At 36.9% G+C, this 10,349-nt stretch carries 9 protein-coding genes and 1 tRNA gene; 6 read left to right on the forward strand and 4 right to left on the reverse strand.

Going from position 1 to position 10,349, the window contains the following annotated elements; translation table 11 throughout:
* Window positions 1-23 precede the first annotated feature (23 nt).
* Window positions 24-1,538: a leucyl aminopeptidase gene (gene pepA, locus H5084_RS14860; protein ID WP_028868461.1), complete on the reverse strand. Its 1,515-nt coding sequence runs from the start codon at window positions 1,536-1,538 to the stop codon at window positions 24-26.
* 186 nt (window positions 1,539-1,724) lie between these two features.
* Between pepA and lptF the strand changes: the two genes are divergently transcribed.
* Both lptF and lptG read left to right on the forward strand, forming a co-directional pair.
* Window positions 1,725-2,837 carry an LPS export ABC transporter permease LptF gene (gene lptF, locus H5084_RS14865; protein ID WP_182691160.1) on the forward strand — a complete coding sequence of 371 codons (1,113 nt, stop codon included), beginning with the start codon at window positions 1,725-1,727 and terminating at the stop codon, window positions 2,835-2,837.
* Window positions 2,838-3,902 carry an LPS export ABC transporter permease LptG gene (gene lptG / locus H5084_RS14870; protein WP_182691162.1) on the forward strand — a complete coding sequence of 355 codons (1,065 nt, stop codon included), beginning with the start codon at window positions 2,838-2,840 and terminating at the stop codon, window positions 3,900-3,902. It abuts the gene before it with no gap.
* Window positions 3,903-4,327: 425 nt separating this feature from the next.
* On the opposite strand, the gene H5084_RS14875 is transcribed toward lptG, so the two are convergent.
* Window positions 4,328-4,888: an RDD family protein gene (locus H5084_RS14875; RefSeq protein WP_028868859.1), complete on the reverse strand. Its 561-nt coding sequence runs from the start codon at window positions 4,886-4,888 to the stop codon at window positions 4,328-4,330.
* Between the two features lie 233 nt (window positions 4,889-5,121).
* On the opposite strand from H5084_RS14875, the gene H5084_RS14880 reads away from it, so the two are divergent.
* Window positions 5,122-5,206: transfer RNA gene (locus H5084_RS14880), tRNA-Leu, on the forward strand.
* 1,112 nt (window positions 5,207-6,318) lie between these two features.
* Window positions 6,319-6,585, forward strand: coding sequence for a cell division protein CrgA (locus H5084_RS14885; RefSeq protein WP_028868762.1), 267 nt, complete (start codon window positions 6,319-6,321; stop codon window positions 6,583-6,585).
* A 129-nt stretch (window positions 6,586-6,714) separates the two neighbouring features.
* On the opposite strand, the gene H5084_RS14890 is transcribed toward H5084_RS14885, so the two are convergent.
* Together H5084_RS14890 and H5084_RS14895 are read right to left on the reverse strand one after the other, a co-directional pair.
* Window positions 6,715-7,719 (reverse strand): Gfo/Idh/MocA family protein, encoded by a 1,005-nt coding sequence (locus tag H5084_RS14890; protein WP_182691164.1) that lies wholly within the window; start codon window positions 7,717-7,719, stop codon window positions 6,715-6,717.
* Window positions 7,720-7,721: 2 nt separating this feature from the next.
* Window positions 7,722-8,024 (reverse strand): putative quinol monooxygenase, encoded by a 303-nt coding sequence (locus H5084_RS14895; RefSeq protein ID WP_182691166.1) that lies wholly within the window; start codon window positions 8,022-8,024, stop codon window positions 7,722-7,724.
* A 106-nt stretch (window positions 8,025-8,130) separates the two neighbouring features.
* Here H5084_RS14895 and H5084_RS14900 point away from each other — a divergent pair, with 106 nt between their 5' ends.
* Both H5084_RS14900 and H5084_RS14905 read left to right on the forward strand, forming a co-directional pair.
* Window positions 8,131-9,018, forward strand: coding sequence for a LysR substrate-binding domain-containing protein (locus tag H5084_RS14900; protein ID WP_182691168.1), 888 nt, complete (start codon window positions 8,131-8,133; stop codon window positions 9,016-9,018).
* A gap of 258 nt (window positions 9,019-9,276) precedes the next feature.
* Entirely contained in the window at window positions 9,277-9,960 is a 684-nt protein-coding gene (locus H5084_RS14905; RefSeq protein WP_182691170.1) for a PEP-CTERM sorting domain-containing protein, read from the forward strand.
* Window positions 9,961-10,349: the final 389 nt, after the last annotated feature.

Genomic DNA, 10,349 nt, shown 5'->3' on the forward strand with positions numbered 1-10,349 from the left:
ATGCTTACTTTTATTATGAGCATTTAAGCGTCTACTTCCGCTAATTCTTGTTCACTACGATTAATCACAAATTGTGTTAGTAATGAAACGGGACGGCCAGTCGCGCCTTTATTGGCACCTGAACGCCAAGCAGTACCAGCGACATCTAAATGTGCCCAAGTATAAGCTTTAGTAAAGCGCGATAAGAAACAAGCAGCAGTAATTGATCCCGCTGGGCGACCACCAATATTCGCCATATCAGCAAATGGGCTGTCTAATTGTTTCTGGAACTCATCATCCATTGGTAATTGCCATGCTTTGTCACCGGATTGGTTTGAAGCACTTAATATCTCATGCACCATGCCTTTATGTGGGCTCATTAATGCACTGATGTTATGGCCTAATGCCATGATACATGCACCGGTTAAGGTCGCAATATCAACAACACATTCAGGTTTGAAACGCTCAACGTAGGTTAGTGCGTCACATAACACTAGACGACCTTCGGCATCGGTATTTAATACTTCAACCGTTTGTCCTGACATAGTGGTTAAAATATCACCTGGACGGTACGCTTTGCTTGATGGCATATTTTCAGCACCGGCAATCACACCAATCACATTAATTGGCAAATCTAATTGTGCGATAGCTTGAATTGCACCAAATACTGACGCTGCGCCGCCCATATCGTATTTCATCTCATCCATGCCTGCGCCTGGTTTAAGTGAAATACCACCTGAGTCAAAGGTTAATCCTTTGCCGACTAATACAATCGGTTTTTGATCCGTTGCACCACCTTGATAATTCATAATTGACATGTAAGCAGGATTCGCAGAACCTTGTGCAACCGCTAAATAGCTGTTCATACCTAATGTTTGCATCTGTTCAGTATCAACGATTTCTGTAGTTATTTTATCAAAACGTTGATCAAGCTCCTGAGCTTGTTGGCTTAAATAATAAGGCGTACAAATATTAGGTGGCATATTCGCTAAGTCTTTACACAGTTTCATACCTGCTGCCACAGCCATACCGTGTTGTAATGCTAATTCAGCGCGTGTTAATTCTTTACGACTTGGAATATTAAAAGTCAGTTTACGTAATGGGCGACGTGCACTGTCTTTATTGGTTTTGAATTGGTCAAAGTTATACAAGCTATCTTGTGTCGCTTCTACCGCTTGACGCACCGCCCAATAACTATCACGGCCTTTAATATGTAATTCTGATAAGAAACAAACGGCTTCAAGTGCACCGGTGTCATTTAAGGTAGTGATGGTTTTTTCTATAATTTGCTTGTATTGCGTTTCAGTTAGCTCACGCTCTTTCCCGCAGCCAACTAATAAAACGCGCTCGCTTAATACGTTAGGGACATGGTGTAAAAACAACACTTGTCCTACTTTACCTTCGATGTCACCACGGCGTAATAATGCACTTAAATAACCTTCGCTGATTTCATCTAATACTTCAGCTGCGTGTGATAAACGACGGGGTTCGAAGACACCAACAACAATGCATGCACTACGTTGTTTTTCTGGGCTACCACTTTTAACTAGAAATTCCATATGTATCCTTAAAACGATTATATTGAGATTAACTGTGCTATTTTCGTAAAAATGCAGTTATCATAAGCCATTGTGGATCTTGAAACGTAATATAAACTTACTAAAATAGCAATTTTACCGAAATTGGTTGCTTAATCCACTATTTTACCGTCTTTTGTAGCATCTTATTTTACACTGGAGATCAGCTTGATAATTCTTCGTTATTTAATGTTAGAAACATTTAAAAGCCAAGTTGGCGTCCTCTTTGTTTTAATCTTAATATTCGTCAGTCAAAAATTTATTACTATTCTCGCTCAAGCCATTAATGGCGTGATCCCAGCAGATTTAGTATTAACCGTCTTGTATCTAAATTTACCTACGCTAGGCACCTTAATGTTGCCGATCAGCTTTTATCTCGCGATCTTATTTGCACATGGCCGCTTACACAGCGAAAGTGAAATGGTGGCGCTAACTTCTTGCGGGTATAGCCCTAACAAAGTACTCAAAGCAACATTGGCCTTATCATTGTTAACCTTTGTTTTTGCAAGCTTCAATAGTTTATATTTAGCACCCACAGCTGAAGATCAAATGATGACAGTGATTGAAGAAGCTGAATCTAATGCAGGTACTGCGACCTTAATAGAAGGGCGCTTTCATAAATCATCGGGTAACGGTGGTGTGGTTTATGTTGAAAAATACGCAGAAGGTAAAAATTTAATTAATGTCTTTGCGGCGCATTGGCCAAAAGAAGGTGATATTTCGCCGTCTGTGATCACCGCTAAAACAGGTCAAGTAGAAGATAAAAAAGATGGTACTTGGTTAACCTTAAAAGATGGTCAGCGATATGCAGGTATTGTTGGCCAAAATGAATTTGAAAACACTCAGTTTTCGACTTATCAAGTACATATTCTGAATGCTGAAGTTGAAAGCAAAAAACGTGGTGTAGAAGCGTTACCTACTAGTCAACTAATTGGTATGAAAGATGCGCGCTCACAAGCAGAATTGCAATGGCGTATCGCAATTCCAGTGTCTATATTGCTTATTACTTTTATGGCTGTGCCGATGGCAAAGGTGAACCCACGTCAAGGGCGTTATGCAAAACTGTTGCCTGCGTTAGCTTTATATTTAACGTTCTTCCTACTATTAAGTGCGGCAAAAAGCATGATTGAAGAGGGTACTATTCCTTATTTTGGCATTTGGGCGGTGCAAATATTATTCTTTGCAATTGGTGTGGTACTGCATTTACAAACCATAGGTAAATTTAATATTAAGCCTAAAAAACCTAAAGCGAGTAAGTTAAAACAGCAGGTGGATAAATAAATGGGCATTATAGACAGATACATTGGTCGTACTATTTTTGCAGCGACGTTTTTAAGCTTATTTGTATTAATTGGTTTAAGTAGCATTATTAAATTTGTTGAGCAGATGAAAAGTGTTGGGAAAGGCGACTATGACGTACTTTCCGCCGCTTATTTTGTGCTTTTAAAAATGCCGGTAGAGATTGCGCTATTTTTCCCAATGGCCGCCTTGATTGGTGCTTTGATTGGATTAGGCTCATTAGCAAGTAGTAGTGAGCTGGTGGTTATGCAGGCCGCTGGGATGTCTAAATTTAGAATTGCGTCATCGGTATTAAAAACAGCGATTCCAATGGTCATCGCAGTGATGTTATTAGGCGAGTTTGTTGCACCTAAGACCGATAAAGAAGCTTATTTCATGCGCGATCAGTTAAGAAATGGGACTGAACGAGTAGAAAATAAATATGGAATATGGGCTAAAGATGCAGATTCTTTTGTCAGCATAGGGCGTATGAACAGCAAAGCGGAATTGTACAATGTACAACTGTATTTTTTCTCTAAAGAGTTAACGTTAGACTATGCGATATTAGCCAACAGAGCCTTTTATCAACAAGGGTCTTGGCTATTACAAGAGGTCAGTAAAACTAACTTCTTTGATGATAAAACTACCGTTGAAAATCTTTCTGATTATATTTGGCAAACGGAATTAACCCCTAAAAAATTAGAAGTGATTATCAGTGAGCCTGATAAGATGTCGATGCAAGATATCTATAGCTATATCACTTACCTAGAAACTAATGAGCAAGATGCAAGCCGTTATTGGCTAACATTTTGGCGTAAAGCGGTCTTACCATTTACCGTGGTGGTGATGATGTTATTGTCAGTATCGTTTATCTTTGGTGGGTTAAGAACTGTTGCCATGGGTACTCGTTTAATCTTTGGTATTGCCAGTGGTTTTGCATTCCATGTTTCCGGTGAGTTATTTGGGCCTGCTAGCTTAGTATTTGGCTTACCACCTATTTTAGGCGCACTGTTACCTAGTATGTTAGTCTTAATCATTGCGATGTATTTATTACGAAAACAAAGCTAGTTAATAGGTTCTAAAGGTAATACCAATCACACTAATTAACTGATCTATTTTACTTGTTAAAATAACTTATTTTTTCGTTGTAAATTTCGTAAAGGGAACAACCATTTAGCTAAATTCACGCCTTAAACTAAGTCATTTTTCCTGCGCAAAATTTAGATCATTTATTTAATGTAATCGGTATAATAAATGAGTGGCTTATTTTTTCATAAGTGACTTATTAAAACATTGAATATAAAAAGGCCGTTGTTTGCATGATGCAGACAACGGCCTTTTTATATTCCACAATTAACAACTTAAAATACGTTAATAGTGATGGCTTTTAAGAGGTTTGTTACGTCAGTGCTGCTCGTTTAACTCGAACGCTAGAAATTTTATTTATTCGAGCTGTTAAATAATCATTAATCACCAATACCGAATAACTGACCTTAACTGTCTTTTTTCTCTTCGTCCATAAAGGCCATGCCTTTAAAACCTTTCCAATTATTTAATTCTTTACTAAGAGTGACTACTTCACATTCTGCCCATAAGTCTTGGAAAGCATTACGATCTTTTAGTAATGCCATGATATTGCCTAAACCAAAAGCAGACGTTGATAATCTAATTAAAGACTGTGTGAAACTGATGTTACTACCGTCACTATTTTGTACTCGTAAACGCCAAGCTTTCATACCAATCGTTTGCCCTGCCTGACTCCAAAAGTAACAATAAAATCCGATAATAACCGCGCTCAAATAAGCTAGAAAAATCATGCTATGACCTAAATAATCTGCCGTATCTTGATACAAACTTAAATCAATCAGCGCTAACTTATTAGCCAATACTACAACTAACAGAGCGATCACCGTTGCTAACATTAATACCGCAGCAAGTGCAAAAAGATCATAAAGGTAAGCACCAAAACGTTTAAAGAACGATGCGCGTGCACAAGCTTGATATTGCTCGGCTAAACTCAATTGCGGTGACTTTTTATGATTACCCTTGGCCATGATGTTCTCCTTAACGATGTGAAAAAAGAGTGTATCAAATGCCTCATCGCTTGGCATTTTATTTATTTAACCTTTTTAGGGCTTATTTTTATGCATTAATGGGAGGAGAAAGGGTTATTTGAATCTATTCTGGCGTATCTAGTATTGGATTGATTGCTTTTTGAGCGCTTGCATCTTTTACTAATAAAAGTGCTTGTTTGTGGGTGATGCATAGGTATAATCTTTCCCACTCAGCCCGAGTGGTGAAATTGGTAGACGCGACGGATTCAAAATCCGTTTCCGAGAGGAGTGACGGTTCAAGTCCGTCCTCGGGCACCATATTTAAACAAAGCCTCAACAATCGTTGGGGCTTTGTTGTTTCTATGACTTTATTAACATTGCCCTCAATATTTATTTCAGATTTTCTAACCCATATTATGAGCCGGTATTTTAATGATGCTAGCACTCAGTAATAAAATTACCCTAATAACGCTCTTCTATTCTTCATTAACTATTTCACTAGAGAGTTCACCTTTGTTCATCTTTTTTATTTAGCATGCAAATCTATTAGATTAATAATCGTTCTGTACATTTTTAATGTTGGGCTTTAGGTAGATTTTGAAGGTGTTGATAACAATTTAAATTATTTATTTTTTAAATCAATCTCTTGAGTTTTTATCTGAGGTTTTAGATACTTTTCGAAGTTAGGAGTTAGGAGTTAGGAGTTAGGAGTTAGGTACGTTGTTGAAGGTAATTTTAAAAGCCTGCGAAGCAGGGATGCGTATCGTTGAAAGATGCTATTAGTATAAAAAATACTGTGTCAAAGAGGAAGTAAGATAATAATCGAGCAATTGCTCGATTAAATCCAAGTTGTTATTTGTAATAAAACAACGGCTGCGGCAGCAGTAAACATTAAAAATATTCCTGCAATTTCTCGAGTCGTATCAATAATTTTTTGTTTCATGTTAACTCTCCAATAAATGTGACTTACATCACTATTATATTACTTGGAAATAAGAAAACAACAATAAATGTGATTTAAATCACTTATTTTTTTGGTGAGGGCTGTGTTTTTGAAATAGGTAAAATTTATTTTTAATAAAAAAAAGTTACAAGAGAAATACACCTTAATAGTTTATTTCTAAGTGCTTTGTGACTAGGAGGTAACGGTAATGCTAAATGGTTTTAATAGAATAAATATTTAAATTTATTCTATTAAAATATGTGACTTAACCTCGTATTCAATAATCATCTATTTCGTATTATACCGTTATTAGTAAAATGTAAGATTCATTTTTTTGATTCACACTGAAATAAAAACAATACAAAACAAGGGACTACGGCATGAAAAATAAAGGACTATATATACCCTGAATCATATCCTGATTAGCCCCTTATTAGTGACGAAAAATAAAATTGGTTTTGAGTACTTGAGTACAGGAGCGTTAGTTATGTCAGCTAAAAAGCATAAACGTAAAGCAGTAAAACATCAGCAACACTTTAGTTCAGAGACTAAAAAACATAACGTTTCTTTTTTAAGTCGTTATCCAAGGTTATTTTTAAGCATTGGATCGGGGTTAGTTGTTATTGGCATTTTATTATTAACGGTTGGTTATATTAGCCATGCTAGAGTTGGATTATCTATGCTGTCTTTATTTTTTGGTATTGGTTTAATTATTTTCGCTAATTTTTCTTTACCCAAAAAACTAAAATTATGACTTTTTAATGGAGCTGTTTGAATCTTTTATCCTTCTGATATTCGTTACGCTATACACACTGCCAATCAATAGCTATTTTTGAGTCTAAATGGCAGTGAGTATAGTTTATCAACTATTAACTATGGGCGGTTATTGATCTAAAGTGGCCAATGTTGCAGCTTCCCAGTCAGTTAATAACTTCATGATCTGTTCAGAATCTTGTGCTGTTGCAGCTGGACGTTGTAGGTTTTTATGACCTTGCTCTAAGGCTTCGCGAATTAATTTCACCTGATATAAAAAGCCATTTCCGTCAGCTTCTACGGTGATGGTTTCGCTCTGTTGTTCATATTTTGTTATCGTAAAACTATTAGCGTTTGCCCCTGGTAACCATGGGTTAGAAGTTAGTACTAAGCTGCCTTCACTACCGAGCACGGTAAACGCAGCATGCAAGCCATAATTCTCAGCCGTATGTAGTTGGCAAGTAATGCCATTTGAATATTGAACCGTTGCAGCTGATTCACAAATGTTACCATCGCCACCACGCAAGCCCGATGCATTTATTTGATAGTTATCGCTCACTTCACTAGTAAATTGTTGTTTGATTAATAGATGCATTAATGATGCAGGGTAACAACCTAAATTATAAAGCGCGCCTTTACTGTCTGGGTTAACAAATTGTTCGATGGCCGCACAATATTGACCGCTAATGGATTTTATTTCTCCGATGGCGCCGGCTTTAATCGTTTTTGCAATGGCATCAATAAATGGGTGAGTGAGGTACATTAGCCCTTCAGCGAAGAAAGTATTATTGTCACTTACAGCAGCTAGCGCGGAATGTGTTTTTGGCATATCAATGGATAATGATTTTTCACATAGAACAGCTTTGCCTGCACTTGCAGCTTTAATAACGTATTCATGGTGCAGGTGATTAGGTAAGGCAATGTAAATAATATCAACATCTTGATCCTTAATTAGCGCGTCAAAATCAGTGAATGTATTTTTGATGTCATATTTATTAGCAAATTCCATTAACCTTTCAACTGAACGACCGGCAACAGAATAAAGGCGAGTATTACCTTCTTCAATAATTGCATCAGCCATTTCACCAGAGATAAAGCTAGTCCCTAAAATTCCCCAATTAAGTGTTTTTTTCATGGTTATTTCTCTTTTATTAATAATTTGCTTTCAAAAGCTTGAACCAGCTCAGTCAGTCCTGATTGGATGAATGTTTGAGTATGCTTAGCATTAAAGTGCTGCTCAAAAGCTTGTTGGTTTTCATAGCGTTCCCAAAAGAGATAACGACGAGGATCGTCTTTATCTTGTAAGGCAACTGCCATTGAACAGCCGGGTTCACTATTCATACCTTCACAAAAGGTGTGGATCGCCGCAATGGCGGTATCGAGATCGCTTTCTGTTTTGATGCGAAGTTCTGCTGTAATGAACAAACCTTGTTTAAACATTGGGGCTCCTAATCAATGAGGGAAATAAGATAATTAATTCTAATTGACTAACTGTGGTTGATAAACGACCATCTGGTTTGTTATTTGCTAACTATAGGTTGTGAATGTGGATAGATTAAAGAGTATGCAGGTGTTTGTGTACGTCGCTCAACATGGTAGTTTTGCTAATGCAGCTGTTAATTTTGCTGTTACGGCCACTATGATTGGTAAACATATTAAGTATTTGGAGCAGCATTTAGGCACCAAGTTGCTTAATCGAACGACACGTAGACAATCCTTAACTGAAGCTGGGCAAATTTATTATTTAGAATGTACACGCATTTTGGATGATATTGCTGAAGCTGAAAACAGCTTGCAACGATTAGAGAATAAACCCAAAGGCACGGTTCGTATTAATTCACCGGTGACTTTTGGCAATACCATCTTAGCACCTATTATTGCGGATTTTTTACAGATATATCCCGAGATTAATATTGAACTGATGTTAGATAATCGTTTAATTGATCCATTACATGAGCAAGTAGACATAGTGATCCGTATTGGCGAACTGGCTAATTCCTCACTTATTGCACGAAAAATAGCAGATTATCAAATGCTCTACTGTGCTTCTCCTACGTATCTTGCTAAACATCAAGTACCTGAATGTTTAGATGATCTAACTAATCACCAGTGTTTAGGTTTTAGTTATGAGCATATTCAAGCAAATATTGCATTAAGAATAGAGACTCAAGCTTTTGATAGGCAGCATACACGTTTGACTTCCAACAGTGGGTTGGCATTAAAAGTGGCGGCCTTAAAAGGAACTGGGATTGTATTGCAACCAATGTTGTTATTACAGGACGAGTTAACCAGCGGTGAGTTAATTGAAATTTTAAAAGATCATACTCCGCCGACAATGGCTGTTAATGTTTTATATAAGAGCAAATCCCCTTCATTAAAGATACGCACTATGATTGAATTTATTTTAGCATCGATGAAAAAAAACCAAGTGTAATACCATTGACACCATCAATACTCGCTATCTCCGGCTGGTTTAAAGCAATATTGCTCGTATTAATACAATTCCATTATTACTCATGCACTTACCTTGATAATGCAGGTTTTGAAAAAACAATGGATAAAGGGGATATGACCTTGCTAAGGCATTGTAATGTTCTATAATACGGCTGAAATGTACTCAATAATGAGTATCAAATCTTTTCTTATCAATGCGTAAAAGTAATTAAAGGATTGGTTTTTAAAAGGAGAATAAATGAAACATATTTTTACTAAGTTAACAGCTGCTGGTGCTTTACTTTCTGTAAGCTGCCTTATCAATGTTGCTAATGCAGGCGTTATTTTTTCTGAAGATTTTAGCGGTGGTAGTACATCACTAGTTAATTCTACTAATGTGGCTTGGGCAGATTCAAGTGGCATTGGGTTTGAAGTGTATCAATCAGGAAGTGCTTCCCCTCGTGGTATGAGTGGAACATATGATCATGATAATGATCCAACAACAGCACAAATTAAAATTCCTGGTGCGATTGAAGTTAATGATAACGCAGGTAACGTAACGCTAACTGCAACATTTACTTTAGATTCAGCGATAACAGCTAATCAAGAAGGTTTATTGACGTTTTTTGGCGGTGCTCGTCAAAGTTCAGATGGTGCAAGTGTAGAAGTTTTTAACGTAACACAAAACACTACCTTATCAGGTGTACTTGAGTCTGTATTGACAACAAAAGAATGGACCTTTAACAGCTTTGCATTCAATACAACGGCTGCAGCCGCAGGTGATGAAATACAAGTTCGTTGGATCGGTGGCGGTAGTAACTCTGCAAATGGGCAAGAAGTGGCTTTAGTGAACTTATCTGTTGTGGATGTACCTGCACCTGCAACCGCTGCAATTCTGGCGCTTGGATTATTAGGCTTTGGCGCACGTCGCTTTAAAAAATAATTTAAAAAATTAGAGTTTATATAGTTTAAAAAATTAAAGTTTATACAATTTAGAGAAACACTATAGCTTGCCTATGGTGTTTTTTTTCTAACTTATTTACCTTACATAATGCAGGTATGGCAGATATTTTTAGGATAATCGACCTCGAATTTCTTTCTGTTTACATTACCCCCCCGTTTCTTTACTAACATCTCCTATTTAAACGCGTCCATTCTATTAAGACTAAGATATAAATAATACCGTTTAGGTTAAGTAAAAATAACCGTAACTACTCAGGCCGTCGCTATTTAAGCCTATTTCTTCGTTGAAAAATGCTCATTTAAACCACTAAACTGCGCTTTTTCGCCTTGAACTAAGCATAAATAGCTTAGCCCTGAGCATTTACGTTT

This window comes from Psychromonas sp. SR45-3 (assembly GCF_014163575.1).
Lineage (GTDB): Bacteria > Pseudomonadota > Gammaproteobacteria > Enterobacterales > Psychromonadaceae > Psychromonas > Psychromonas arctica.